Origin of the sequence: Lacimicrobium alkaliphilum, from assembly GCF_001466725.1 — a bacterium.
Lineage (GTDB): Bacteria > Pseudomonadota > Gammaproteobacteria > Enterobacterales > Alteromonadaceae > Lacimicrobium > Lacimicrobium alkaliphilum_B.
Genome location: NZ_CP013650.1, coordinates 3,646,719 through 3,672,200 on the forward strand (window position 1 = coordinate 3,646,719; position 25,482 = coordinate 3,672,200).

Annotated in this window: 19 protein-coding genes and 1 pseudogene; 10 read left to right on the plus strand and 10 right to left on the minus strand. The window is 52.4% G+C overall.

Annotated elements, in window-relative coordinates; translation table 11 throughout:
* Positions 1 to 4 precede the first annotated feature (4 nt).
* The gene (locus AT746_RS16465) at positions 5 to 1,663 is read right to left on the minus strand and encodes an acyl-CoA dehydrogenase family protein (RefSeq protein ID WP_062482554.1); all 1,659 of its coding nucleotides are present in this window, start codon (positions 1,661 to 1,663) and stop codon (positions 5 to 7) included.
* 4 nt (positions 1,664 to 1,667) lie between these two features.
* Positions 1,668 to 1,973: a TlpA family protein disulfide reductase gene (locus AT746_RS16470; protein WP_156413722.1), complete on the minus strand. Its 306-nt coding sequence runs from the start codon at positions 1,971 to 1,973 to the stop codon at positions 1,668 to 1,670.
* Positions 1,974 to 2,109: 136 nt separating this feature from the next.
* Between AT746_RS16470 and AT746_RS16475 the strand changes: the two are divergent.
* Positions 2,110 to 3,263 (plus strand): annotated as a pseudogene (locus AT746_RS16475) (IS110 family transposase).
* A 632-nt stretch (positions 3,264 to 3,895) separates the two neighbouring features.
* On the opposite strand, the gene AT746_RS16485 reads toward AT746_RS16475, so the two are convergent.
* From AT746_RS16485 to AT746_RS16495, 3 genes are all read right to left on the minus strand, one after another.
* The gene (locus AT746_RS16485; protein WP_062482565.1) at positions 3,896 to 4,960 is read right to left on the minus strand and encodes a WD40/YVTN/BNR-like repeat-containing protein; all 1,065 of its coding nucleotides are present in this window, start codon (positions 4,958 to 4,960) and stop codon (positions 3,896 to 3,898) included.
* A 111-nt stretch (positions 4,961 to 5,071) separates the two neighbouring features.
* Positions 5,072 to 5,539 carry a peptide-methionine (R)-S-oxide reductase MsrB gene (gene msrB, locus AT746_RS16490; RefSeq protein WP_062482568.1) on the minus strand — a complete coding sequence of 156 codons (468 nt, stop codon included), beginning with the start codon at positions 5,537 to 5,539 and terminating at the stop codon, positions 5,072 to 5,074.
* Positions 5,540 to 5,583: 44 nt separating this feature from the next.
* Positions 5,584 to 7,548, minus strand: coding sequence for a class I adenylate cyclase (locus AT746_RS16495; RefSeq protein ID WP_062482571.1), 1,965 nt, complete (start codon positions 7,546 to 7,548; stop codon positions 5,584 to 5,586).
* Positions 7,549 to 7,723: 175 nt separating this feature from the next.
* Here AT746_RS16495 and AT746_RS16500 point away from each other — a divergent pair, with 175 nt between their 5' ends.
* Positions 7,724 to 8,353 carry an OmpA family protein gene (locus AT746_RS16500; RefSeq protein ID WP_062482574.1) on the plus strand — a complete coding sequence of 210 codons (630 nt, stop codon included), beginning with the start codon at positions 7,724 to 7,726 and terminating at the stop codon, positions 8,351 to 8,353.
* A gap of 25 nt (positions 8,354 to 8,378) precedes the next feature.
* On the opposite strand, the gene AT746_RS16505 is transcribed toward AT746_RS16500, so the two are convergent.
* Positions 8,379 to 11,264: an FAD-binding and (Fe-S)-binding domain-containing protein gene (locus AT746_RS16505; protein WP_062482577.1), complete on the minus strand. Its 2,886-nt coding sequence runs from the start codon at positions 11,262 to 11,264 to the stop codon at positions 8,379 to 8,381.
* A 106-nt stretch (positions 11,265 to 11,370) separates the two neighbouring features.
* Between AT746_RS16505 and AT746_RS16510 the strand changes: the two genes are divergently transcribed.
* Positions 11,371 to 12,228: an SIS domain-containing protein gene (locus tag AT746_RS16510; protein WP_062482581.1), complete on the plus strand. Its 858-nt coding sequence runs from the start codon at positions 11,371 to 11,373 to the stop codon at positions 12,226 to 12,228.
* Between the two features lie 371 nt (positions 12,229 to 12,599).
* Here the strand turns inward: AT746_RS16510 and AT746_RS16515 are convergent, their stop codons facing one another.
* From AT746_RS16515 to AT746_RS16530, 4 genes are read right to left on the minus strand one after another with little or no spacing between them, the layout of a single operon-like run.
* Positions 12,600 to 13,796: an exo-beta-N-acetylmuramidase NamZ domain-containing protein gene (locus AT746_RS16515; protein ID WP_420480296.1), complete on the minus strand. Its 1,197-nt coding sequence runs from the start codon at positions 13,794 to 13,796 to the stop codon at positions 12,600 to 12,602.
* Positions 13,793 to 14,752 carry an N-acetylmuramic acid 6-phosphate etherase gene (gene murQ / locus AT746_RS16520; protein ID WP_062482584.1) on the minus strand — a complete coding sequence of 320 codons (960 nt, stop codon included), beginning with the start codon at positions 14,750 to 14,752 and terminating at the stop codon, positions 13,793 to 13,795. Before murQ ends, AT746_RS16515 begins: the two co-directional genes overlap by 4 nt.
* On the minus strand, positions 14,749 to 15,648 hold the full coding sequence (locus tag AT746_RS16525) for a BadF/BadG/BcrA/BcrD ATPase family protein (protein ID WP_062482588.1): 900 nt from the start codon (positions 15,646 to 15,648) through the stop codon (positions 14,749 to 14,751). The genes murQ and AT746_RS16525 overlap by 4 nt, the downstream gene beginning before the upstream one ends.
* On the minus strand, positions 15,645 to 17,237 hold the full coding sequence (locus AT746_RS16530; protein ID WP_062482591.1) for a sodium:solute symporter: 1,593 nt from the start codon (positions 17,235 to 17,237) through the stop codon (positions 15,645 to 15,647). Before AT746_RS16530 ends, AT746_RS16525 begins: the two co-directional genes overlap by 4 nt.
* Positions 17,238 to 17,525: 288 nt before the next feature.
* On the opposite strand from AT746_RS16530, the gene AT746_RS16535 reads away from it, so the two are divergent.
* The 7 genes from AT746_RS16535 to AT746_RS16565 all read left to right on the plus strand — a co-directional run bounded on the left by AT746_RS16535 (position 17,526) and on the right by AT746_RS16565 (position 25,477).
* A complete protein-coding gene (locus tag AT746_RS16535) occupies positions 17,526 to 19,322 on the plus strand; it encodes a glycoside hydrolase family 3 protein (RefSeq protein ID WP_231730958.1) in 1,797 nt (598 codons plus the stop codon).
* Positions 19,323 to 20,242: 920 nt separating this feature from the next.
* Positions 20,243 to 21,043 carry a putative hydro-lyase gene (locus AT746_RS16540; RefSeq protein WP_062482595.1) on the plus strand — a complete coding sequence of 267 codons (801 nt, stop codon included), beginning with the start codon at positions 20,243 to 20,245 and terminating at the stop codon, positions 21,041 to 21,043.
* Positions 21,044 to 21,053: 10 nt separating this feature from the next.
* Positions 21,054 to 21,782 (plus strand): 5-oxoprolinase subunit PxpA, encoded by a 729-nt coding sequence (locus tag AT746_RS16545; RefSeq protein ID WP_062482598.1) that lies wholly within the window; start codon positions 21,054 to 21,056, stop codon positions 21,780 to 21,782.
* Positions 21,779 to 22,486, plus strand: coding sequence for a 5-oxoprolinase subunit PxpB (pxpB, locus tag AT746_RS16550; RefSeq protein ID WP_062482602.1), 708 nt, complete (start codon positions 21,779 to 21,781; stop codon positions 22,484 to 22,486). The genes AT746_RS16545 and pxpB overlap by 4 nt, the downstream gene beginning before the upstream one ends.
* Positions 22,483 to 23,433, plus strand: coding sequence for a biotin-dependent carboxyltransferase family protein (locus AT746_RS16555; protein WP_062482605.1), 951 nt, complete (start codon positions 22,483 to 22,485; stop codon positions 23,431 to 23,433). The genes pxpB and AT746_RS16555 overlap by 4 nt, the downstream gene beginning before the upstream one ends.
* On the plus strand, positions 23,426 to 24,268 hold the full coding sequence (locus AT746_RS16560; RefSeq protein WP_062482608.1) for a DUF4392 domain-containing protein: 843 nt from the start codon (positions 23,426 to 23,428) through the stop codon (positions 24,266 to 24,268). The genes AT746_RS16555 and AT746_RS16560 overlap by 8 nt, the downstream gene beginning before the upstream one ends.
* Before the next feature lie 24 nt (positions 24,269 to 24,292).
* Positions 24,293 to 25,477, plus strand: a complete 1,185-nt coding sequence (locus tag AT746_RS16565; RefSeq protein ID WP_062482611.1) for a glycoside hydrolase family 18 protein — start codon at positions 24,293 to 24,295, stop codon at positions 25,475 to 25,477.
* Positions 25,478 to 25,482 lie beyond the last annotated feature (5 nt).

Consider the following 25,482-nt stretch of genomic DNA (forward strand, 5'->3'; position numbering starts at 1 on the left):
GTCATTATCTCTTTATCAATGCCCTATCTACTATGGCCCGGGCATCGACAGAGGCTGGCAAAGTACCGTACTGATGGAAGCTTTGCTGGGACAGACGGGCCTGAATAAAGGCCTCGGCAATCCAGTCCTCACCATAGCAGAGCAGGGTTGCCGCCTGCCAGGTCAGGGCCAGTTGCTCCATCAACTGGCGGGCACGGCTTTGTAAATCAGTTTGGTCAGCGAAGTCTCTGAGCAGGTTATCCAGATACTGGTCAAACACAGAATGTTTTCCCCGAGCCTGTTCGAATTCCGCAAACAGGGCCTTTAAGGTATCGGGCTCCTTATTCAGCACCCGCACTAAATCCAGACACTGCACATTGCCCGAGCCCTCCCAGATGGAATTCACCGGTGCCTCGCGATATAGACGACTGCAGACATTTTCATTCACATAGCCCACGCCGCCGATACACTCCATGGCTTCAAAGCTGTGTTGCACTGCCCGTTTACAGATCCAGTACTTGCCAATCGAGGTGGCGCTGCGGATCAGCGCCGCCTGTCCGGTGTCCTGCTTATTATCCAGCGCATGGGCGATACGCATGGAAATAGCCAGTGCCGCTTCAGCTTCAAGGGCCAGATCCGCCAGTACATTTAACATCAATGGCTGCTGGTGCAAGGGCTTGCCAAACACCTCCCGTCCAGCGGTATGCCAGATGGCTTCTCTTGCCCCCTGGCCCATCAGGGCTGCTGAGCCAATCATGCAGTCATAGCGGGTCAGGGCCACCATCTCGATGATGGTACGCACACCCCGCCCCTCCTCGTTTAACAGCCAGCCATAAGCGCCACGAAATTCGATTTCTGAACTGGCGTTAGACTGATTACCCAGTTTGTTCTTAAGGCGCTGAATATGCAGCGGATTCTTGCTGCCATCCGGACGCCAGCGCGGCACTAAAAAACAGGACAACTTTTCGCCGGTTTTGGCCAGCACCAGAAAGGCGTCACACATTGGCGCACTGCAAAACCATTTGTGTCCGGTCAGGCTGTATAGCTGGCCCGGCCCGGCTTTGTCCACTGGTATTGCCGTTGTGGTATTGGCGCGTACATCGGAGCCGCCCTGTTTTTCGGTCATAGCCATGCCGATAGTGACCCCATTTTTCTCAAACCAGGGTTTGTTATCGCCGTCGTAAATACAGGATGTGATCAGCGGCAACCAGACTTCAGCCACATCCGCTTGTTGGGCGATGGCCGGTACACTGGCAAAAGTCATGGTCAGCGGGCAGCCTGAACCGGGATCGGCCTGATTATGCAGATAAGCCATGGCCGCGCGAACCACATGGGCACCGCCTTTGCTGTCTGCCCAGGGCAGGCTGGTATGCCCCGCTTCAATTGCATGGGACATAAGCCGATGATATGCGGGGTGATAGATCACCTGATCAATGCGATGACCGAACCTGTCATGGGAGTGAAATTCAGGTAACTGTTTGTTGGCGTCGAAGCCCGCTGCCAATAAGTCATGACCCACACGTTGTCCGAATTGAAGCAGCCGCTCTGTGCCCCAATCACCACCAAAACGCGTCACCCAGTATTGCAGCACAGTATCGCTGCCAAAAGCATTGAAGTTTTCCAGCGGTAATGGCTGATTAAACACCTGATGCGTGTCTGCCTGGTTGTGATTATCCTGGCTCATGCTGTTACTCCTGTGCCCTCTGCAAGCCTTGTTGCAGATCCAGTGCCAACGGCCCTTTGGGTCGCTCTATCATGCGATAAAGTTCCTGTTCATTGTCCATAACAATAATAGTCGGGGTGTAGAGCAAATTATATTGCTGTGCCAGTCCTGCCGGGTCTTTTTTATCCAGCCCCACGGCCACCAGTTGTAGTTGTCTGAGTCTGACACCCGAGGCATCGGCTAGTTTTAAAAATCGTGGTACTTCACGCTCACTGTCATGGCACCAGGTACCAAAAAGTATCAGTACCGATTTCCCCTTGAGGGCCTGCATAGCCTGCAGCTCTTTATTATCCGGCGAATAGACATTATGACTCCCAGTGAAGGTGCTAGCCTCCGCATCATCGTGGGTTAGCAAAATACCAGAGCCATCATTAGTTTGTTCAAGACTAAATCATTTGGAGGCTAGCATGAACAAACATAGCATGATTTTTATTGGTTTAGATACGCACAAAGACTTCCACGAAGTTGCGTATTGTGAGGATGGTTTTGGCGTGGAGCCGATGCATTACGGGCGGATCCCTCGAGTAAAGCCAGCCTCACCAAACTGCTTAAACAATTGCAGTCCAGGTACCCAAATGCCACTTTGCATGTGGTCTATGAGGCCGGTCCTTGTGGCTACTGGATTTACCGTCATATCACCAGCTTGGGTCATTGCTGTTATGTGGTGGCGCCATCACTTATCCCCAAAAAGCCCGGAGAGCGGGTCAAGACGGACCGCCGGGACGCGTTGAAGCTGGTGAAGCTGCTCAAGTCACAGGATCTTACCCCGATTTATGTTCCCGAGCCGGAAGATGAAGCCATACGGGATTTATCCAGAGCACGGGAGTGTGCCATGAAGGATTTAAAGGACGCCAAGTACCAGCTTAAAGCCCTGTTACTGCGCAACAATATTCACTATGCAGGCACGGCCAATTGGTCACTCAAGCATCTTCGCTGGCTGACCGAGCTGGTGTTACCTCACCCCGCCCAGCAGATTGCCTTGCAGGAATACATCCAGACCATTAATGAACGCATTGCCCGTCTGGAGCGTCTTGATAATGAATTGACTCACCATGTTCACCGCTGGCGCTACTATCCGGTAGTGAAGGCCATTCAGGCGATGCGAGGAGTAAGATTACTGGTCGCGGTAGGCGTGGTGGCAGAGCTGGGTGATCTGACCCGCTTTGCCCACCCCAGACAACTGATGGCGTATCTGGGACTGGTGCTCAGCGAACACTCATCGGGTGGTAAGCGCCATCTGGGTGCTATCACCAAATGCGGTAATAGCAGAGCCAGGCGATTACTGATTGAGGGCGCTCACAGCTACCGTTATCCGGCCAACATCGGCACAGATATGCAGCTTCGTCAGGAGGGGTTACCCAAAGCCATTGTGGATATCGCCTGGAAAGCCCAGTTACGGCTATGTCGTCGCTATCAGCGCATGAGCAAGAAAGGCAAACATTACAACCTGATAGTGACAGCAATTGCACGGGAGATGGCCGCCTATATCTGGGCAATTGCCAAACAAGTGGTCCTGACCCCGGTCAATCCTAAACTGAGACTCAGTCGGGTACCGGCATGACACACCCTGTTTTGAGCTATTGCACTGTGAAGAGGCCGCGGAAGTGGCGCAACCTACGACGGCGTTAGGATGGCAATAAGACAAGCGCTTATTGACCCACGAACATAGAGTGATGAGAAGGTGCCACGGCGGAAAAAGTAAGGTCAGCTCTGCTTATTCATCGAATAAGTAACCTACGGATACCAGCATGACAACCGACGACATTACTGCCTCATCCGGTGTGATAGCTCAATTTAATTGAGAGAAACAGAACAAACTACGGGCCGAGAGAATGCCAGGGAGGAGTTCGTTTAAACTTGACACTGGGAGTCATACCAACGCCGGTATTGCTGCTCAAAGGCGGGATACTGTGAGAATAATTGTTGCGGCTGAAGCTCGCCGGAAACAATCGATGGCGATGATTTTTGTGCTGATACACAGGCGCTCAGCAACGCTGAGACGAGCAATAGTGTGACAAGGTGGCGCATAATCTGGATGTCCCCGGATTTCAGAGTCCAGGGGACATTATGTTCTAACAACCCTCTGATACCAATCGGTATAAACAGTATCTGTCCATCAGGTAGATCTGATTTGTAATGAATAAGGGAGCCCGCGGCTCCCTTATTCATTCTGACCGGCGTTACTCAGGGCTGCTATTCTACGCTGGCGCGCATTACGCCGCCTTTATACAAACCCAGATAAAGTTGTTGCTGGTGCATGGTCATACTGTACACCCCCCCAAACAGGTCCTTGTCAGGGTGCTCAAAGCTCTGCCAGTTCTGTCCGCCGTCTTCACTGACTTCCAGAATCAGTGGCTGCGGCTCATCGAAATTCTTATTCCAGCCCGCCGTGTACAGTACGTCTTTGTCAGCAGGGTCCAATACTAAACCGAAGTAAAACCGGGATTCATCATTGGTATTCAGTGCCTGCCAGGTTTCGCCGTTGTCACTGGTTTTAATAATGCCTCCCTCGCCGGACACAAACAGGATATGGTGCAAATCCGGGTCAAAAACGATGCTTTTTACAGTACTGGGCACCGGCAATAATTCATCAATACCGGGAAATTCCTCAACAGCCATATTATCCGTGCGATAGTGCTTCAGCAGCGGATTCTCTATAGCACCCTGACCTCCATACCAGATATCAATACCGTTGCTGTTTACAGCCAGGGCCGACATACCTGTGGCAAAGGCATTCCAGCTGCCCGCCAGCAACTGCCAGTTACGGCCAAAATCCTCAGATACCGCCAATACGTTATAGCCCACAGCATAGAGCTTACCCTGATGATATTGCATCCTTCGGATCGGCTCCCGGCGATCGGCATTATCCTGTGTGCTGCCACCAAAATCGTGCTCCAGCACCTGCCAGCTCTGACCACTGTCCACCGTCTCAGCCAGATAATAGTCATCTCTGAATGCATAACTGACTAACAATTGTGTGTTACTGATCACAGCCAGATCCAGAATCTCCCACTCCTGATCTGTGAGCCGCTGCCACTGTTCATCTGGCTGAAGCTGGTAAAGCCCCTGATCGGTACCGGCAAACAGCCGCTCCTGTTCAGTGACAAGGCGGTGAATAATATGCCCATCCAGTCCTGCTGACGTAAATTCAGGTTCTGGCTCCGGCTCTGGTGCCGGGGTTTCTATTTCAGTACTGCTATTGCAGGCTACCAATAGCAGTACAGTGATAAATACTATAAAGGTTTTTTTTATCAACATAGTACACTCCGTTATTCTGTCTGCAGCGCAAGTGATTAATGATCAAAAGCATCAACTGAGAATATTGTTCTCAATCAGACTGATTTTCCTGCACGGATTTGTGTCGATTTGTTAACTTTTGTCCAGCGGCATTTTGTCTTCAATTTTCTTCAGCGCGACGGCATTGATACAGTAACGTAAACCTGTTGGTGGCGGACCGTCGGGGAATACATGACCAAGATGGGCATCACAGACATTACACAAAGCCTCAATGCGCTGCATTCCATGAGAATCATCCAGATGATAGGCCACAGCATTAACCCGTGCTGGCTGGGTAAACGACGGCCAGCCACTGCCACTGGCAAACTTCTCGCTGGCGTCAAACAACAGTGAGTCACAACAGATGCAGGCGTAACGCCCCGGCTCTATGGCTTCGCAGAGCCCGGAGCTGAAGGGCCGTTCTGTACCTTTGAGACGTGTCACCTGAAACTGCTGTTCACTGAGTTCCTGTCGCCACTGCTGCTCAGGCTTTTCAACCCGTCGCGGCGGTGCCGGGTTGCCTTTAGCGGCAAAAGCCATCACCGCTTTGAAGTCAAGCATAATCACCTCTCTTGTGTTATCTCAATAATCCATACGCACTGGTATTACAACAGTTTAGCCGTGCCAACCCCCGAACGTCTGAGAAAGTGATCCAGCAAGCGTTCTTTGTAACAGTCAACTGGCAGCATAACAAATAAGGATGGCACCGGGCTGATCCTGGCAAATTCCGGCTGCAATGTAGACAATGCCTCAAAGCCAGACTCGACATATAGCTCGCCCCAACTGTTAAGGCTGACTATCCGCACGCTTTTTACTTCAGATTTCGGTCTGCGACTGTCAAAATTGACCACCGCCATCACCTTCATCAGCCTGGCTGGCGCCAGCAAGGCCTCACGACTCAATGCTGAGACTCTTACCGAAGGAAATACCTGCTGGCAATGAGACACCAGCAAGCTCAAATCCTCTTCAGTCACGGGCTCAGTGTGATAATCGAGGTAAATCCGGGTTTTGTTATCCAGAATCCGGTTCCACACGCCCCATACCACCAGGTCAACGGGATTGTCACCGGATTTCAGCAACACCGTTTCCAGCGCTTGTGTATCACAATTAATCTGATTGCCGCTGTACAGCGACCATTCCCGCTCCCTGTTCGCCAGCGGTCGGGCCTTTATTGTCACTACCGCCCGATAAAGCTCATCATCAAAAGCGCTGCGCAAATACTCAATCTTGTTGGGCTTTTTACTGTAATAGGTGTCCAGCTTACGACCAATGACAGTCATATCCTTATCGCTGACCGATTGCTGCGCCAGGCTGATGGCCGATGAGATGCGCCGGTAACAAAGAATCAGAAAGCCATGGATCTGTCTGCTGAGCAGAGAAAACTCCCTGAAACTCCAGTGTTTGATATTGTCCAGCCGTGCGACTTTGTCCTGACTCCAGCCCCACTGCTGCACATAGCCAGCCATTATCCGGCGCTTGAAATTGTCTTGCGAGGCGGGAACCTTACGGCTGAGTTCGCAGCCGCATTTGATATACAGGCAGGTTTGTAACAACTCCACTATCTGCGGTTCATCCGCAGACTGATAATGTTCCACCAGTTCATCGAACATCAACCCATAGGGATCCACATGTTCAAGTTCCCCGGGCGCTCTCACCCCACTATGGACCTTTTTCTTGAGCAGATTACACAGCGGCTGTTTGTTATTGATGTTTTCAAGAAACACTTCCAGCTTGGCCATTTTCAACACTGACTTAAAGGGCGAGTCCATGGCCTTACTGATTTGCCAGATTGCTGCACCAAACAGTTCACCGGGATCCATTTTCTGCAGGTTACCCAGATCCATGAACAACCTGGGATCCGGGGGCTGACCCGGCTGCAGGGATTCCATCAGTTCCTGATATTGTCCGTCCGTTACTTTATCGGGCATCAGCCACCAAAAAGGCAATTTGCCGGCCACCACCACATTGGTGGTATAAAATTCCGCCTTGAGGAAAACCGCCTGGGCTGATCCTGAGCTCTCCCCGTCGGCTTCACCGAAATCGTTGTGACGCACTTTTTCAATATCCGAGAGGAAAAAATGCACCTCCAGACCTTGCTCTTCCGCCCATTGCTCTATTTTTTCCAGCTTTTGCTGCAATAATGCCCGTTGCTGTTCGGCAAAAGTCTTTGCTTTTACGCAAACCCAATAGTCAAAATCTGACCCCGAAGACTGAGCAATGGTGCCGATGCTGCCCATCAATACCAGAGATTCAATACAACGGCTTTGCGGCCAGACTGCCCGTATTTTTTCCGGACTGGCTTTAGCCTCACCAAACACCTCTGCCAGCGCTTCACTGACCTGCTTTCTTAAAGAATAATGATTCAGCCCGAAGGGCACATCCCCCTGCTCAATATAGCCGGGGAAATCGGGATGATTGATATGCAATAAAAAGGGAATAACATGAAAGAGTGGTCGTTTGTCAGCGGGCATCAGTTCAAGGGCCCGCTCATTTCTGGCCTTGTTATAGCGCAATACCCGCAACAGGCGTATTGCCAGATTTTGTTGAATCTTTATCTTTTGTGCGGTCATAACCTATCGTGTTGCATAACGGGTGCCTGCTATCGCTAAGAATGGCTGAATAATAAATAAAATTCAGGCTGTTGTTTCAAATAAATGGCGTATCTCAGGTATTTGCCGTCCTATTCAGGCTGGATTAAGTCACACAAGGTATTCTGAACACTCTTTATACTCTCAGGAAGTGATCATGAAACAAAGTATTATTGCGCTCACCCTCTCTGCATTAATCCTCGGAGGCTGTGCTTCCAATGCCACCAATACACAAAAAGGTGCAGGTATCGGGGCGGTAGCCGGAGCTCTGCTGGGCAAAGGAACCGGAGATCATGACAAAAGCCGCTATGTATGGGGGGCAGCCGTGGGTGCCCTGGCCGGTGCGGCTATTGGTAACTACATGGATAAACAGGAGCAGGAGTTTCGTGAAGAACTGGCTGACAGTGGTGTTTCTGTACACAGAGAAGGTAACGAACTAAGGCTGCAACTGCCAGGCCAGATCACTTTTGCCACCGGCAGTGCCACTATTTCCTCCCAGTTCCACGGAGTTCTTGATGATGTCGCCAATGTCCTGAATAAGTATGAAAAAACCACCTTGATGATCGAAGGCCACACCGATGATACCGGTAATGCACAAAGCAATCAGGTATTATCCGAGGCCCGCGCCAATGCGGTGCGTAACTATCTCACCGCCCGCAACGTCGATCCGCGCCGAGTTACTACTGTGGGCATGGGCCAGTTTCAGCCCGCCGTACCCAATACCAGTGATCAGAACCGTCAGCAAAACCGTCGTGTAGAGCTGCGTATTGTGCCCAATAAGGCCTGATATTTTTATCAGCAGACTTCCCGCTTTACCGCGGGAAGTCATCGCCTTGCCATCCTGCTTTTCTGCTGCTGACTTTATCCAGCAAATAGGCCACCGACTGAAACGCGATACCACTATGCTCCCGCAAACCTATTTCACAGCTGCGACTATTGGAGATGCCCTGGCTGCAGCCCGGCGGTATCTGTGTGTTTAAATCCTTTAACGCGCTGGCGTTAAGCTCAGGTGTGTAAAAGCCCTTATCACCGGCAAAACCGCAGCAATAGATATCTTCGGGCACCACGACCTGCTGCGCACAGGCCCGGGTCAGGGCAAGCAGGTGCTGTGCACTCTGAAGCCGTCTGCTGCTACAGGTAATATGCAGTGTGACAGGCTCCTGCTGAGGATTGATATCCAGCCTGGGTAACACAAACTGGTATAAAAATTCGGCAGTTTCATACAATCTCAGTGCACGCCCTTCTTGTTTGGACTGAGACTGTTTCAGTTGTAGTGCACAAGGTGAGGCATCTATCAATACAGGCAAATCCTCATCCTGAGCCAGCTTTGCCAGAACAGCGAGACTCTGAGCCGTTTTGTCACCGGCGATGGTCTTAAAGCCCTTACTGTCCCAGGGCGTACCACAACAAAGCTGGTTAATATTATCCGGCACCAGCAGACGAAAGCCGGCTTTTGCCAGCACTGAAGCCAGAACCTGCTGTAATGAGCGCTGATCCTCTGCCTGGGTATCCGTGGCAAACATGCGATTGGTACAGGAAGGAAAATATACCACTGCAGCACCCGTTGATGCCGCTTTACTGGTCTCCGCCTCTGACTGACGTGCCGCAACAGGCCACGCCGGATACCATCTGGGGATCGCTCCGCCGGAGATGTTGTTCAGCCCCTTAAACACCGCCCCGGTATTGTTATCGCCGAGCAGATTACGACTTAAGCCTACTGATTGCAGTGCAAAACGAGCCAGCACCGCCGTGCCGGCAAAATGCTCCGCTGCCTGCCTTGCCAGCCATTGCCCTTTGGGCTTTTGTGCCCGCAACTGCTTAATAAAATCGCCGGTGTTGATGCCCACCGGGCAGCGCTGGGCACAAAGCCCCGTGGCGGCACAAGTGTCGACACCAAGGTACTGATAGTCCTGCTGCAATTGCTGTTTTTGCGCCGGGCTGAATTGCCCCCCCTGCATCTGTCGCCAAAGCGCAATCCGCTGTCTGGGCGTCAGGGTCAGATCTTTAGAGGGGCACACCGGCTCACAGAAGCCACACTCGATACATTTATCCAGTTCAGGATCCAGCGCCGGAATAGGTTTGAGATGGCGTATATGGGCTTTTTTATCGCTGTTGAGGATCACACCGGGATTAAGAATGCCATCGGGGTCAAACAGGGCCTTAATCTGCTCCATCAGACCATAGGCATCCTCGCCCCATTCCATTTTTACGAAGGGCGCCATATTGCGCCCGGTACCATGTTCCGCCTTCAGCGAGCCGCCAAAATCTGCTGTCACCAGCTCACTCAGCGCCTGCATAAAACCATCATAACGGCGGATTTCATCTTCGCTGTTAAAAGCCTGAGTGAACACAAAATGCAGATTACCTTCCAGAGCATGGCCGAAAATAATCGCCTCGTTATAGCCATGAGCCTGAAATAACTGATGCAGTGCCGCTACGCCCTGCGCCAGCCTTGCCACAGGGAAGGCCACATCTTCGATGATCACAGTGGTACCCGATGCCCGCACCGCACCTACCGCCGGGAAAGTACCCTTGCGGATGGCCCATAACTGTTGATTGCGGACCTTATCCTCACTGAAATCGACACTGGCAATCAACTCGCCGCTGTATGGCCTGATGACCTCATTCACCTGCTGCAGATGAGCATGCAGGGCCTGCTCATCCTCGCCGGTGACTTCAATCAGCAGCGCCGCAGAGCGTTCTTCCAGCGCTGCCACCCCCGCCGGCATGGCCGGTTTATCGGCAACACTTTTTAGCGCTCTGGCGTCCATCAGCTCAACAGCCGTCACCGGAGTATCCCGCAGGCGGGTCACCAGTTCGCAGCACTGTTTTATGTCCTTAAAAATAAACAGCCCCGTTGCCCTGTGACCTTCATCAATCACGGTGTGGTAGGTGATGTCGGCGATAAACCCCAGGGTGCCTTCGGAGCCGATCATCAGATGTTTAAGCATATCCAGCGGCTGCTCAAAATCCAGCAGTGCATTAATGCCATAGCCTGTGGTGTTTTTGAGGCGATACTTATGGCGTATTTTCTCTGCCAGTGCCTGATCCTGTCTGACCTGCTCATGTAACACCCGCAGACCATCAAGTAACGGGCCGTGGCTGTTCTCAAAGGCTGTTACACTCTTTACATCTGCGGTATCCAGGACTGTGCCATCTGCCATCACCAGGGTCATATCGCACAGGGTGTGATAGCTATTCTGCTTCACACCGCAGCACATTCCCGAGGCATTGTTGGCAGCAATACCGCCAACCTTGCAACTGTCGATAGAAGCGGGATCCGGGCCTATTTTACGCCCCCAGGGCTGTAACATGCGGTTGGCCTGGGCGCCGATCACCCCGGGCTGAAGACGTATTTTCGTACCCTGCTCCAGCACCTCTGCACCGCGCCAGTGTTCAGACAGCGTCACCAGCACCGAATCCGTGACCGCCTGCCCGCATAAACTGGTTCCTGCAGCCCGAAAGGTCACCGGCACCAGATGGTCACTGGCTAGCTTTAATAACTGGCTGAGCTGAATGAGATTATCAATCCTGACCACCAGCTTCGGGGTCAGCCGATAAAAACTGGCATCGCCACTGAATGCCAGTCTGCGGGCCAGGTCGCGGATAAGATTATCTGCAGGCAGAAACGCTTTCAGTGCGTTATAAAATGCTGCCGGAAGTGCTTCTGTCAGATTCGCTTCAGCCTGTGACTGCATCAATACTCAACCTGTGAAGAAATACCCGAAATCCATCAAGTATGTTGTTAAAAATTCTTAATACCATAGAATGAATGGAATAGTTTATTTTTCCAACCATTGAATCATGTCGACTTTTATTAAAATCAATGCCATGCGCGATAACCTCTCATCCAGTGAACAGGCTCTGGCAGACTATGTACTGGCGCAACCACAAAGTATCCGCAACCTGTCTTCGCAAAAACTGGCGCAACAGGTGGGTGTCAGCCAGTCCAGTGTGGTCAAGTTCACTCAGAAACTGGGGTACAAGGGTTATCCGGACTTTAAATTCGCCATTAATGACAGCCTGCGTACCCAACAGGACAAGTCTCACCCGCCATTGCATGGCCAGATTTCTCTGGACGACCCCTTTGAGGCAGTCGGCGAAAAACTGCTCGCCAGTAAAGTCTCGGTACTGACCAATACCAGGGCGGTTAACGAACAAGGCGCCTACGAGAAAGCCGAAACCCTGCTGCAAAAAGCCAATCGCATACTGATCTGCGGCGTCGGCGGTTCGGCTCTGGTGGCCCGGGATTTTTCTTTTAAACTGCAAAAGCTCGGTATGGCAGCAGTGGCCGAGAGTGACAACCATATTCAGCTCGCCAATGTCGCCAACTATGGTCCCAAAGATTTGCTGTTTGTGATCAGTGAATCCGGCGAAACCCGCGAAGAAGTAGCGGTCACTGAGCTGGCCAAAGCCAATCACTGCACCATCATCAGCCTTACCGGCTATGGTCACAACAGCATATCCAAACTGGCTAATGCCAGGCTCTATACGGTTTCCGAAGAAGACTCAGCCCGCCTTTCTTCGATTCTCGCCCGCACCGCCCAGGAGTTTGTTATCGACACCCTGTTTATTCTGCTGACCCAGGCCTCAGGCCGGGGCCGTAAGATGCTCGAAGCCTCCAATAAGGCGGTACAACACTACCGGCATAAAAACCGCTGACAAGTTATCAGTCTGCAGCTTGCAGACCTCAGCAAAAGCAAATTTTCACCGTCTGTCATGCCCGAGTGTTGTTATCGGGCATCCAGCGTCTTTTTCGAAAACCGAAATTAACCACAGAGGCACAGAGTACACAGAGGTATAAAGGGTTTAATCATTTTTACTTCTCCTCGTCTCTGCGGTGAAATGACCTTCTGTTCGTGTCTTTCGTGCCTTTCGTGGTTAAAAAGCCTTCACCACCAAAAACACTAAAAGCACGAACAAAACATGGTCCTGCAGCCCGCGATGCAGCGAAGCGGAATCCGGGGATACCTCGCCTTACACCAACCCGTATTCCTCTGCGTCTTTGCGCCTCTGCGAGATCGATATTAACCTCAGGGATACAGCAAATAGGGCTGTCTGGCCTTAACAAAGGCCTCCAGGTCCGCTTGCCAGCTGGCGCGGATCTGCGCTTCTGTTTCGCCCGCCACCATGGCTTTTCTGAGCTTATCTGTGCCGGCGAGCTTATCGAAGAAGCTCTGACTGGTAAAAAAGGGCTGTTGCTGACGGGCAAATGCCTGATACCAGGCCAGCAGATAACTCAGATTTAATCCCTGAGCAGGCTTGTCGCGCAAATCCATGCCCTTTATTTGGGTGTCCTCAAACTTTGGATGGGTCGACGCGCCAGGTATGGAGCGCGGCGTAAAGGAAAAGGCTTCCCCCTCGGTCAGATAAATGCTGTCATGGCCTATAACCTGAAACGGAAAGTCAGTACCCCGGCCAATACTGACCACTGTCGGCTCAAAAAAGCCCAGCGACGGATAATGACGCACAGCGGTATAGTTAGGTAAATTGGGGCTGGGTTTAACCGGCAACTTGTAAGTCATATCCCGTTGATAACCTGCTACGGGGATAACCTTCAGGTCCAGAAACCTGTCGGTTTCCAGCCAGCTCTCACCCACAATCATCTGCGCCAGTTCACCCACTGTCATTCCATGAACCAAGGGTATCGGATGCATCCCCACAAAAGACGCAAACTCAGGCTCCAAAACCGGCCCGTCAACATAGTCGCCGTTGGGGTTGGGGCGATCCAGCACTACAAAAGGAATCCCTGCTTCGGCGGCTGCTTCCATCATATAGTGCATGGAACTGATATAAGTATAAAAGCGCACCCCAACGTCCTGAATGTCGAAAACAACCACGTCCAGATCCGCCATAGCCTCTGGCTCAGGTTTGCGGGTCTTGCCATAGATTGAGTAGAGCTCGATACCCGTCTTGCTGTCTTTGCCACTATCAACTTTGGCACCGGCATCATGGTCACCGCGAAAACCGTGCTCAGGGGCGAAAATACGCTGCACCTTAACCTGATTCGCCAGCAACAGATCCACCAGATGCTGTTCACCTACTCTGGAAGTCTGATTGACCACCAGTCCCACTCGTTTATCTTTAAGCAGCGGCAACCAGGCTTCGGTCTGGGCGGCCCCGGTTTGTAACTTCGGTGTCCCGGTATTACTGTCCGTACAGCCCAGCAATATGGTGCTGATCATCAGCAACAACCCACTTGCCAGATGCGGCATGCGCAACAGCTTCATTTTGCATCTCCTTTGGCTTGCTCAACAGCCCGGCGCAAAAAGCCCTGTTGCTGATCCAACAACGCCTGACCGGCTTGCTGGTCAAGACCGGTCAACACATGCAGTATCGCCAGCTTGGCCTTATAGCCTGTATTGCTCAGGGCGTCGCGGGCGGTCTGATGATCACAGTCAGTGGCCTGCATCACAATACGAATAGCGCGGGCATAGAGTTTCTGATTGCTGGCATTAACATCCACCATCAGATTCTCATAACTCTTGCCACTGCGGATCATACTGGCCGTGGTGAGCATATTCAGGATCATTTTTTGTGCCGAGCCGGATTTCATCCGCGTGGAGCCGGTCAGGGCCTCCGGTCCCACCAGCGCACAGATACCGATATCGGCCGCTTGGGTGACGGCAGATTCAGGATTACAGGTCACGCTAATAGCCGGTGCACCTCTGCTGCGGGCATACTCCAGCGCCGATACCACATAAGGGGTGCGGCCACTGGCAGCAATCCCCACCAGTACATCATCGGCACCAAAATCTATCTCCTGCAAATCCTTTATGGCCAGCGCCGGATCATCCTCAGCACCTTCCACCGCCTTGTACATGGCACCTTCACCGCCAGCGATAATGCCTATCACCTGCTGGTCGGACACACTGAATGTGGGTGGACACTCCACGGCATCCAGTACACCAAGACGGCCGCTGGTTCCGGCTCCGATATAGACTAATCGCCCGCCTTTGGCGAAGGCCTCAACAATCTTGTCCACGGCCGCCGCGATCATCGGAATGGCAACAGCTACCGCCTGCGCCACCTTTTGGTCTTCGGCATTAATCTTCTGCAATATGGCTTCGGTGTTAAGTAAATCAATATCCAGGGTGTCGGGGTTACGGCCCTCTGACACCATAGTATCTAACTGTTGCAACAACACTGATTCTGTTTGGATACAGTCATTGCCTTTCTCACTCATAATTCAGACTCTCCTGTCAAAAGAGCGGATGAAGAAGGCTGCATCAGGCTCTCGGCCAGAATGCAGGCCCCATCCAGAGAATTTCCTCTGGCTGGAATAATACGTGCGCGCAATGGCTCACTTAAGTGTCTGGCACTGATTTGGGCCAGTCCTCCGGTAAGGACTACGGGCAGATGCTCACCAGTGGCACTGATTAGTCGTTCAACCGCCTGCATATGGCTTTCAAACAGGGCTTTTGCCTGCTGACAACGCTCCAGGCGTTCAATAATACCTGGCACCAGGCCGGCAAACTGCGTCGCAGTAGCATGACGTAACCAGTACAGAATCGCAGAGCGGTTATTACCAAGCTGACTGCACAACCATTTTCCAACCTCTGACTCAGGTTGTCCCAGGGTATCCAGTTCCCACAGCATGGCATTGATAGCATTGACGCCAAGCCTGGCACCACCACCTTCATCACCCACCAGCAGTCCCCATCCACCGATCATGGTTTCATTACCCTGCTCGTCCAGCAGCATGGCCACTGAACCGGTACCCAATGCCACTACGGCCACCGGCTCCCCGCCATTGGCCCCGTAGGCTGAAGTACGGGCATCGGTCATCACTTCAAGACGGGCAAAATAAGACTCCATCGCCTCATGGGCCTGATTGGCCAGACTCCTTTCTCCGGCACCGGCGAGACCACATACCACACAGAGCTGTTCCAGTTCACAATCGGCCCTGAATGCCAGCTCCCTGGCCAGCTCTAAAATAACCGCCACCGAGCGGGTCAGCCCCAGTGATAAAGAGGATGCGGCGGCCCGTCCCTCCCAGCTTTTTCCGCTGGCTAAATGCACCAGCCTGGCAGTGGTTTTGCTGCCACCGCCATCGACCCCGAGAATATAATCCGATTTCATGACTCCGCTCCCTGAGATCCGACAACAGCCGAATCTGCGTTATTATTACCCGCCAGACAAACCGCGAAGGCGACCGCTGTGCCAATGCACAACTGCCAGGTAAAACCCAGTTCAAACTGCATATCTTGTGGCAACAGCAAGCCCAGAATATAGGGCTGCAGGCCTAAGGTGACAAAAAAGCCACTTAACAATGCCAGTAACACAGAACGGGCGCTGCCCCTGCGGGTAAAGAGCACGGTAAAATACACTCCCAGCAGGCCACTGTACGAGAACACCATTACGCTCAGGGCAAAGGCCAGCAAGGGCATATCAGAATACTGCTGCCAGTAAAAACACAATATTGCCATACCCGCCAGTGCCGCAGCGGCCACCACCATACCCATCTGCCCGGCCCAGACATAGTGACCTTCCTGATGCTGGGGTTTGAGCTTTTGCATCATCGGCCGGTACAAGTCCTGAACCAGTACAGATGACATGGCATTAAGGCCGGAGTTGAGGGTCGACAGCGCCGCGGCAATTACACCTACCGTTACCAGCCCACGCACCCCAACAGGTATTTCATTGAGCACGTAGTACATAAAGATAGTGACCTGCTCGCCCTCAAAGGTAGGTACCACAGACTGACCGTCGGCCGACATCATCAGATCCGGGCGCTGATAATAGATGTACAGCAACAGGCCGATGATAATAAACAGTGCCATTACCGGAATCACCAGCACCACTGACCAAATCAGTGCCGAGGCGCCCTTCTTGGCATCCTTGCAGCTGAGCATACGCTGGGTCATATCCTGGTCCATGCCAAAGGCGGCAATATTCAGCAATACAAATCCACTGATGGCAGACCAGAAGGTAAACACCCCTGATGAGGTAAAATCCAGTCTGAAGTCGAGCAGTGTCAATTTCGATAGCTCGCGATCATGGGGCTCACGCAGAGCCTGAATAATTTCACCAAAATCCGCCGGTATAGCCGCATACAAAAAGTAGATCACAAACAACGCCGCACCCACATACACAGTACACTGGATCACATCGCTGACAATGACCGAGCGAATCCCGCCAACGAATGAGTACGCCAGCCCCACCAGCGTCAGAATCAGCACCGAGGTAATAACACTGGAGGCCTGAATATCGGCAAACAGGATCATGGAAACCGCTATCGCGGCCAGATACAGCCTGGCACCGCTGGCAAATACCCGCCCGAACAGATACATCAGTCCGGCCTGTCGTTTGGCGGAAGCACCAAAGCGTTGCTCCAGCATTTCATACACCGTGGTCACCCGGGCCTGATAAAACTTCGGCATCAGGTAGGCGGCAACAAACAAGGCACCAATAAAGGCACCAATATTGGTGGCCAGATAACTGAAGTCATTGCGATAGCCCTGATCCGGCCCTCCCAGAAAGGTCGCCGCAGATTGCGCCGTGGCCAGTACGGAAATTGCCACCATCCATACCGGCATGCTGTTACCGGCAAGAAAATAATCGGCGGTGGTCGCGGCTTTTTTACGACTGTAATACCAGCCAGTACCGGCCATCACCAGAAAATAAGCGATGAACACCAGCCAGTCCTGCCAGGCAAATTGGCTTTGCATAAATACCTCTTAGCCTGCAACTTTCACTTTATCAGCGATTAAGCGTTGCTGTAATTTTTTATATTGATAGAATCCTATTCTAATGAATAATTAATTCCTTTTACCAGAAAAAGTTTTATTTTGTTGCTTGCTGTGGCCTTACAGAGGTCGACAATGATTTATGAAAACACATTAATATTATGATTACTAAGGGCTTTTATGTTTAAAGACAGGTGGAGAAAGACTAATGCACTGGTTGCAGCCATGGGGTTAATGTTGCTTACCGCCTGCTCCGGGACCGGAAAAACTATGACAGAAACCGAAGAAAACACACTGCGCCGGGCCATTGCACAGAAAATTGTTATCGATCTGCGCTATTTCTGCCAGCAGCAGCCCGCCGAACCTCCCTGCAAAAAGCCGATGACCACTTTGCCCCCCCAACTGGCGGAGCTGATCAGCAGCACCGGCATAGGTGGCGTCATACTGTTTGCCGATAATCTCACCGACACTGAGCAGATGATTCGTCTTAATCATGACTTACAGCAGGCCGCATTAAATGGCGTGGCGGGCGAACCGCTGCTGCTCACCATTGATCAGGAAGGCGGCAGAGTAGTGCGCATTCCCCGCCACCTTGGTACATCCTTCGGCGGTAATATGGCCATCGGTGCAACCTTCCCTGAGCACGGCCTGTACTTTGCCCAAAAGAGCGGCGAGGTACTGGGCAGAGAACTGGCAGCACTGGGTTTTAATGTCAATCATGCGCCCACAGTCGATGTGAATGTGAATCCTGATAACCCGGTCATCAACGTACGCTCATTTGGCGAAAAGCCGCAACAGGTTGCCGAGCTGGGACTGGCTCAGCTGATGGCGATGCAAAACCAGGGTGTGGCAGGCACCCTCAAACACTTTCCCGGTCATGGCGATACTGCAGTAGACAGCCATACCGGCCTGCCCAGGGTTGAACACGATCGCCAGACCATAGAGCAGGTAGACCTGCTGCCCTTTCGTTACGCCATAGAGCAGGGCGCGGTGGATATGATCATGACCGCCCATATTCAGTATCCGCATCTGGACAGCAGTGAAATTGAAAATGCCAGCGGTGAGAAGATGCTCAGACCCGCGACCCTGTCACGGGCCATACTCACGGATCTGCTGCGCAGGGATATGGGCTTTGAGGGTGTCATCATTACCGATGCGATGGACATGGCCGGTATCGCCGCTTTTTTTGACCCCACTCAGGCGACCATCGAGACCTTCAGAGCCGGCACCGATCTGGTGCTGATGCCGGTCAGGCTGCATACCCCAGCGGAGCTCAGACAACTGCCCAGGCTGATTGACCGTGTTGTACAGGCTGTAAAAGAGGGCGAACTGGATAAACATGAGATCCTCGTCTCTGCTGCAAGGGTAAAGGCCCTTAAACAGAAATATATCAGCACCGGGTCTTTGTCTGTACAGCAGCAGGTTGCTCAGGCAAAAGGCATATTGCGCCACCCTGACCATCTGGCGGTGGAGCAGGCATTATCTGATGCGGCGCTGACTCAGGTGGGCGAAGCTGATATCAGTCTGCCTCTTAAAGCTGAGAAGCTGCACCTTCTGATGCCGGATCGCAGTAAATGCCTGGCCATGCAACAGGCGCTGGAAAGACATCTCAGCGATCTCAGTATCACCTGTACCAGCATGCAAACCTATCTGCCAGAGCAGGATAACCAGCAGATGGAGGATGCCGATATTCTGTTGGTCGCCAGTATCACGCCGGCGCAAAGTGCCGTGGAGCGCGGCGGTATGGAAGATATGCAACTGGTGCAGGCTGAAGCGCTGGCCCATCAGGACCAGCAGGCCTTAATCCCACAGCAGATTGCCGGGGCCAAAGCTGCCGGTAAACAAGTTATTTTTGTCAGTCTGCGCACCCCATATGAAATCAGTCAGCTTGCCCCTGAGGCCGATTTGGTGCTCGCGACCTATGGTTACAATACCCATGTGGTACCGGGCACCGAAGCCAGCCCTCAGGTGCATGGTCCGGCCTTTGAGTCTCTGGCCAGATTTTTGGCGGGCAAAATCAGCGCCACCGGCCAGCTGCCGGTAAGCCTCTCTGGCACAACCGATTAAACACAGAGGGCACAGAGAACACAGAGGTATTACCGGTTTAATGCCCTCCACTTCTCTGTGCTCTCTGTGACTCTGTGGTGAATTATTCTTTTCGTGTTGTTAGTGGTAAAAAGCCTTCAACCACGAAAAACACTAAAATCACGAACTTATAATTGCCTCTCGCAGAGACGCTGAGGCGCGGGGGTTCTATAGCGCCCATCCCGCATTTCTCTGCGGCTTTGCGCCTTGCGAGATCGGATTTAAACACAGGAAAAGCATCGCACCGCGGAGATGCAGAGAACACGGACTCAGACAAGTTTTCAGCTTCCAGTTTTCAGAAACTGAAAGCTGCGACTCTGAGCGAGATCCATGCTCTGATCACTATAAGACTCAGCCGACCTAAACAGATCCTGATTTTCATCAGGATGACGGTGCTGTGTTTTCTTCGTGCTCTTCGCGTCCTTCGTGGTTAAAAGCCTTCAACCAGCAAGAACACTAAAATAACCAAAGGCATGATTCCGTAGCCTGTGATGCAGCGAAGCGGAATCCGGGAGGCACCCATATCGATCTCGCTGAGGCGCAAAGACGCGGGGAATACAAGCCGTAAAACCTCTGTGGCCTCCGTGTCTCTGTGGTGAATATTGCTTTTCTGGTTGATGGGGTGAGTTTCCCTGCTCTCACACGGGCGGAGAGCTGGTTTACCGGACGCATAAAAAAAGCCGGTCAGATGACCGGCTTACTAGCAGCTCCAGTGAGAGGGCAATCTACTGGAAAGTACCACTTATCGTCCTCAAATGAACAATAAATAGCCACTAGAACTAAATCATAATAGATTATTCCCGCTATTGCAAAAACAGAAAGATAAAGTATTCATTGTCGGTTTATGATAATTTATTCCATCCTGGATACCTATATAATCCTACTTTTCTGAGGAGTTTGTCGTGTTAGTCGCATCTGCTTCATCCTTAACACCTTATGCACTGCGCCAGCAAATACGCCAGGGCAAGTTTAAGGGCAATACCTCAGGCCAGGCAGCCGGTTTTGTGCAGTGTAATCTGGCCATCATCCCCGCCGATTATGCCAATGAGTTTCTGCGTTTTTGTCAGGCCAATCCCAAGCCCTGCCCATTGATTGGTATGGCGGCCAGCCCTGGGGATTATCTTATCAGTGATGCCGGAGAAGACGTGGATATCCGCACCGATGTGCCCGCCTATCAGCTGTTTGAGCATGGCGAACCCACAGCAAAAGTACCGGATCTGCTGGAGGTATGGCGCGATGATCTGGTGACCTTTATGCTGGGTTGTTCCTTTTCCTTTGAAGAAGCACTTTTGGCCGACGGGCTGGAGATCCGTAATATCACCGAGGGAGTCAATGTGCCCATGTACCGCACCAACCTGCCTTGTACCCCGGCCGGACGTTTCAGCGGGAATATGGTGGTGAGTATGCGCCCGATGCCGGCTGCCGCGGCTATCCGCGCCATCCAGATATGCAGCAGATTTCCGGCGGTGCACGGCGCACCTGTGCATCTGGGTGATCCGGCACTGATTGGAATTAAAGATATCAGCAAGCCGGATTTCGGCGATGCGGTCACCATCAGGGACGGCGAACTGCCGGTGTTCTGGGCCTGCGGAGTAACTCCTCAACTGGCGATAAGACAGGCGAAACCACCCTTTTGCATTACTCATAGTCCCGGCTGTATGCTGGTAACAGATATTCCCAACAGTAAATTATCGGTACTTTAAGAGGCTGATTATGTTATTAAACTGCGACCTGGGCGAAAGCTTTGGTAACTGGAAGATGGGCCTGGACGATCAGGTCATGGCCTATATCGATCAGGCTAATATCGCCTGTGGTTTTCATGCCGGCGACCCTGATGTGATGCAACATACCCTGGCACTGGCCAAGGTGTACAATATTGAAATAGGTGCTCATCCGGCTTACCCCGATTTACAGGGCTTCGGGCGGCGCTCCATGGCTCACAGCCATGATGAGGTTGTTAACCTGCTGCATTATCAGATTGGTGCCCTGTCGGGCATGGCGGCGGTGCAGGAGCAGCAAATCAGCTATGTGAAACCCCACGGCGCGCTGTATAACGATATGATGGCCAAAGAGGCGGTCTTCGATGCCGTGCTGGATGCCATCGCCCGTTACCCGCAGTCACTGAAGCTGATGCTACTGGCCACCAGTGAAGCGCAAAACTACAAAGAAAAAGCCGAAAAAGCCGGCGTCAGCCTGCTCTTCGAAGCCTTTGCCGATCGCCGCTACCTTGATGATGGTCGCCTCAGCCCCCGCAGTCTGCCCGATGCGGTGCTGGATTCAGAACAAACCCTGGAACAGGTCAGCTTACTGGCCAGTGAAGGGGTTGTGATCACCTCCAGCGGCGCAAAGCTCAGTCTTAACGCCGATACCCTTTGTGTGCATGGTGATAACCCGCATGCGGTGGCCATGGTAAAACAAATCCGGGATCTGTTGCCACGATGACAAACTTCCCTCGTATAGACATCGCCGGTGAAGGCGCCCTGATCCTCTATCTGGACAGTCAGGCCAGCCCTCAGTTGGCCGCCACTATCGCTGCATTGCTGCCACAAATCAAAACGGCGCTCGGTGAAACACTGGTAGATCTTATTCCCTCATACAATTCTGTATTGGTGCAGTATCAGCCACTTTTGACCGACCATTTTGCGGTTCGCAGCCAGTTGCAACAGATCCTCAGCCGACAACTCAGTCAGCAAGACGGTCACGACAGTGGCAAACTGGTGAAACTGCCGGTCTGGTACAGCCAGGAATCCGGGCCGGATCTGGCGATGCTGGCAGAAAATGCCGGGCTGAGCACAGAGCAGGTGATTGAACTGCATCAGCAAAGCCAATATCGGGTTTACGCCATTGGTTTTGCACCCGGCTTTGCTTACTTAGGCGAAGTGGACGGACGTATCGCCGCACCCAGGCTGGCCACCCCGCGCAAAAAAGTGCCAACAGGAGCAGTTGCTATCGCCGATCGCCAGACCGCGGTGTATCCGGCCCCCTCACCTGGCGGCTGGAACCTGATTGGTCTGTGCCCACAACTAATGTTCGACAAGTCGGCGCAACCGCCGATGCCGGTGGAGGTCGGCGATAAAGTGCAGTTTTATGCTATTGATAAAGCCGAGTTTCTGCGTCTCGGTGGCAAGCTGGGGGCGTTTGAATGAATGAATTTGTGATTGAAAACCCCGGTTTGTTGTCGCTTCTGACTGATTGCGGCCGCTTCGGTCAGGCTCATTTGGGCCTGACCACCGGCGGCCCCATGGATCCCTTTGCCTTTAATCTGGCCAATGCACTGGTGGGCAATAGTTCCAACACAACTCTTATTGAAACCACCTTAGGCGGCCTGAGTCTGAAAACCGGCGGCGATTGCCTGATCGCCGTCACCGGAGCCGTCACCGACCTGAAAATTGACAATAAAACCGCCCCTTTGTGGCAGAGTCACAAGGTTAAACGGGATCAGACTATTGAACTGGGCCAGCCACAGCAGGGCCTGCGCAACTATATTGCGGTCAGTGGTGGTTTCGGGGTGGATCCAGAGTTTGGCAGTACCAGCACGGTACTGCGCGAAGGTATTGGCGGTTTAGGTGGCACCAGGCTACAACAGGGAGACAAGCTGGCAGTGGGTCAATCTGCTGCGTCCACCCGTTGCCGCTCGCTGCCTGAATCCGCCATTCCCGACTATGGGACGATGCGCCCCCTGAGACTGGTAACAGGTTATCAGTTCACAGATTTCCCCTTAAGCAGCCGCCAGCGTTTTTTTACCAGCGAGTACAACATCAGCGCCCAGGCCGATCGTATGGGCTACAGGTTATCCGGTCCGGCGATTTCGTCAGGTTCGCGCAGCATGTTATCTGAAGGCATTGCCTTAGGCGCCGTGCAGGTGCCTGCTGACGGACAACCTATTGTGCTGTTAAATGATCGCCAGACCATAGGCGGCTACCCCAAACTGGGCTCGGTACTCTCTTCAGACTGCGCCCTGCTCGCACAATGGGCGCCGGGCACAAAAATATCCTTTGAACCCGTCAGTATCGAACAGGCCCACAATCTGCTGCATTTACACCACGCCAGGCTGGTGCGAATTTTACAACAACTGGAACACCGGCATGAGTAAGCTGCAGGCCTTAAGTGAGAAAATCGAGGCGCTACTGGTGCAGCGTAATCTGCGCGGTATGCAGCCTCTGCGTCAGCATCTGACGCCCGGCTACCTGCTGCGCAGTGCACAGTTACTTGCCAATAATTCCGGCACGGTGATTATCGGCACCGGCTTTCCCGTCACCCATACCTTCGAAACTGACGGCCCGGTTGGGGCCATTGCCTTGTATCAGGCGCTGGAGCCACTCGGTTTTACACCTTATATCGCCTGCGGTAATCCGCTGTTTGCGGCAATCGAAAAAGATTTCCGTGCCATCAGGCTTCAAGTCAATGCCCTGAAACAGGCGCGCAGGGAAACCAGTGAATTATTAGCAACGCTTAAACCCAGCCTGGTGATCTCTATTGAGCGACCGGGGCTGGCTGAAAATGGCCGTTACCACAATATGCGTGGTGAAGATATCAGTGAACGCTGCGCCTGTTTCGATTACTTTGTTATCGACGCCCCCTGCCCCACTATTGGCATCGGTGATGGCGGCAATGAAATTGGTATGGGTAAAATCTTTAGTGCCCTGCAGGAACTGGATATCGTACCGGCGCGTACAGAGTGCGACGAGCTGATTCTGGCCGATGTGTCCAACTGGGCGGCTTACGGCATTCTTGCGCTGCTGGGGCAACTCAAACAGAGAGATCTGCTCAGTGCCATCAGGCCACTGGATATTCTGAAATACCTGTCAGACAAAGGCAGTGTGGATGGTGTCACCCGTGAAAATACCCTGACCGAAGACAGCCTGTGCTTTAGCGCCGGGGAAGACCTGATACGCCAGATACTGGCCATTCAGACACAAACGGATTAAACATAAAATCAGAAAAGGATGCTTATGTTCACTCGTACCATATTTTCATTATTCAGTATAACTGTCCTGCTACTGTGCTCATATTCATCGAATGCAACAGATAGCAGCCAACAGGACAAGCCCGGAAAAGTTATCATTGGCTATATTTTTAGTCCGGATGCGCCACTTGATACCGACCTTATTGCGGCGGAGAAGCTGACTCATATTAATTATGCGTTCTCGAGGATTGAAGAGGGCAAACTGACTGAGGGCTTTGAGTCTGATGAGCAGAATTACCGGCAATTGCAACGTTTGAAGGCCCGCAATCCCGACCTTAAAATTCTCTCTTCTGTGGGCGGATGGACCTGGTCTGATACCTTCTCCGACCTGGCGGCCGAGCAGGAATCCGTTCAGCGTTTTGTCCAAAGTGCCGTCGAATTTGTCCGTCGTCATCAGCTTGATGGTCTGGACATTGATTGGGAATATCCCGGTCTGCCCGGTGCCGGAAACCCTTTTCGTGCAGAAGATGGTCAGAACTTCACGTTTTTGTTGGCTCAATTACGCCAGGCGCTGGATAAATTAGAGCAGAAAATGAATCGTCCGCTGTTGTTAACCATCGCCAGTGGTGGCTTCGGAAAATATGTGGAAAAGGCCAAACTGCAGGACTGGCACAAGTACCTCGACTACATCAATATCATGGCCTATGACTACAACTTTCCCGCCGACGGCGCCATTACCGGACATCACGCCGGTTTGTATAGTCATCCTATGGACAGCTCCCGCAACTCAGCTGACAATGCGGTACAACAACACCTTAGTGTCGGCGTACCGGCCGCTAAACTGGTGCTGGGAGTTCCCTTCTATGGCCGCATCTGGATGCAGGTCAACAACGACAACCACGGCATGTTTCAGCCCGGCAACGCCAGCACCCTTGAACTGGGCGGCGGAAGTTACAAAAACCTGCGCAGCCAGCTGACAGAAAAACAAGGATTCGTGCGCCACTGGGATGATGTTGCCAAAGCACCATGGCTTTGGCATAAGGGAAAGAAGATACTGATTAGTTACGAAGACCCGGAGTCATTACGCCACAAAAGCCAGTATATTTTACAGCAAAACCTGGCGGGCGTGATGTTCTGGCAATACCACTCGGACTACCAGAATACGCTTTTGGACAGCCTCTACCAGCATCTGCGCCGCCCGGCAACAGTCAGGGCGAAAACCTCAGACTGACCCCG

What these genes read in the sequence shown, in the direction of transcription:
- AT746_RS16465 (WP_062482554.1), bottom strand. Translation starts at nt 1,663, where the DNA reads ATGAGCCAGGATAATCACAACCAGGCAGACACGCATCAGGTGTTTAAT.
- AT746_RS16470 (WP_156413722.1), bottom strand. Translation starts at nt 1,973, where the DNA reads ATGCAGGCCCTCAAGGGGAAATCGGTACTGATACTTTTTGGTACCTGG.
- AT746_RS16485 (WP_062482565.1), bottom strand. Translation starts at nt 4,960, where the DNA reads ATGTTGATAAAAAAAACCTTTATAGTATTTATCACTGTACTGCTATTG.
- msrB (WP_062482568.1), bottom strand. Translation starts at nt 5,539, where the DNA reads ATGCTTGACTTCAAAGCGGTGATGGCTTTTGCCGCTAAAGGCAACCCG.
- AT746_RS16495 (WP_062482571.1), bottom strand. Translation starts at nt 7,548, where the DNA reads ATGACCGCACAAAAGATAAAGATTCAACAAAATCTGGCAATACGCCTG.
- AT746_RS16500 (WP_062482574.1), top strand. Translation starts at nt 7,724, where the DNA reads ATGAAACAAAGTATTATTGCGCTCACCCTCTCTGCATTAATCCTCGGA.
- AT746_RS16505 (WP_062482577.1), bottom strand. Translation starts at nt 11,264, where the DNA reads ATGCAGTCACAGGCTGAAGCGAATCTGACAGAAGCACTTCCGGCAGCA.
- AT746_RS16510 (WP_062482581.1), top strand. Translation starts at nt 11,371, where the DNA reads ATGTCGACTTTTATTAAAATCAATGCCATGCGCGATAACCTCTCATCC.
- AT746_RS16515 (WP_420480296.1), bottom strand. Translation starts at nt 13,796, where the DNA reads ATGAAGCTGTTGCGCATGCCGCATCTGGCAAGTGGGTTGTTGCTGATG.
- murQ (WP_062482584.1), bottom strand. Translation starts at nt 14,752, where the DNA reads ATGAGTGAGAAAGGCAATGACTGTATCCAAACAGAATCAGTGTTGTTG.
- AT746_RS16525 (WP_062482588.1), bottom strand. Translation starts at nt 15,648, where the DNA reads ATGAAATCGGATTATATTCTCGGGGTCGATGGCGGTGGCAGCAAAACC.
- AT746_RS16530 (WP_062482591.1), bottom strand. Translation starts at nt 17,237, where the DNA reads ATGCAAAGCCAATTTGCCTGGCAGGACTGGCTGGTGTTCATCGCTTAT.
- AT746_RS16535 (WP_231730958.1), top strand. Translation starts at nt 17,526, where the DNA reads ATGACAGAAACCGAAGAAAACACACTGCGCCGGGCCATTGCACAGAAA.
- AT746_RS16545 (WP_062482598.1), top strand. Translation starts at nt 21,054, where the DNA reads ATGTTATTAAACTGCGACCTGGGCGAAAGCTTTGGTAACTGGAAGATG.
- pxpB (WP_062482602.1), top strand. Translation starts at nt 21,779, where the DNA reads ATGACAAACTTCCCTCGTATAGACATCGCCGGTGAAGGCGCCCTGATC.
- AT746_RS16555 (WP_062482605.1), top strand. Translation starts at nt 22,483, where the DNA reads ATGAATGAATTTGTGATTGAAAACCCCGGTTTGTTGTCGCTTCTGACT.
- AT746_RS16560 (WP_062482608.1), top strand. Translation starts at nt 23,426, where the DNA reads ATGAGTAAGCTGCAGGCCTTAAGTGAGAAAATCGAGGCGCTACTGGTG.
- AT746_RS16565 (WP_062482611.1), top strand. Translation starts at nt 24,293, where the DNA reads ATGTTCACTCGTACCATATTTTCATTATTCAGTATAACTGTCCTGCTA.